Genomic DNA, 529 nt, shown 5'->3' with positions numbered 1-529 from the left:
GCTGTCGCGCGCTTTGTTGGGTTCTGGCTGATAAGGCACTGAACGTGTATCGAATAAGCTCTTCTGTTTTTCTGCACCCAACGATCCGCACCAAACGCCATGACCGCAGGAAATAACAGCATGATGTTGGTTACCGCACCCATGGCAAAGTTTTGCTGGCCCACCACTTGTTTGAAGATGTCCGTCGCCAAAACGTTATAGCTTCCGCCAATGACTTCGGCACACAAATCGGTGATCACCAACGTGAATACGACAATCAGAGTGCTGATCAAACCGTATTTCGCCGCAGGTAACGTCACCATAAAAAAGGTCCTCATCGGTGAGGTTTTTAGCGCTCGGGCGGCCTCATACAAACGGGCATCGGAAGTACGCATAGAAGTGGTCAAAATCATCAATGCATGAGGGAAGGTCCAAAAGATCAACCCCATTGAAATACCAATCACGCCGTAAACCGAGTTTCCTAACAGCATTTCTTTGGCAATGCCTTGATTGCCGAAAAGGAAGATCAAACTGATCGACTGGCAACAAC

The 529-nt window shown here is 48.4% G+C and carries 1 pseudogene; it reads right to left on the bottom strand.

Features of this window, described 5'->3' with window-relative positions:
- Positions 1 to 529, bottom strand: a pseudogene (locus CIK04_RS24880) (ABC transporter permease subunit); the annotation flags it as partial.

It is taken from the genome of Vibrio sp. 03_296, from assembly GCF_002265885.1.
This window is presented reverse-complemented; position numbering and strand designations above follow the sequence as displayed.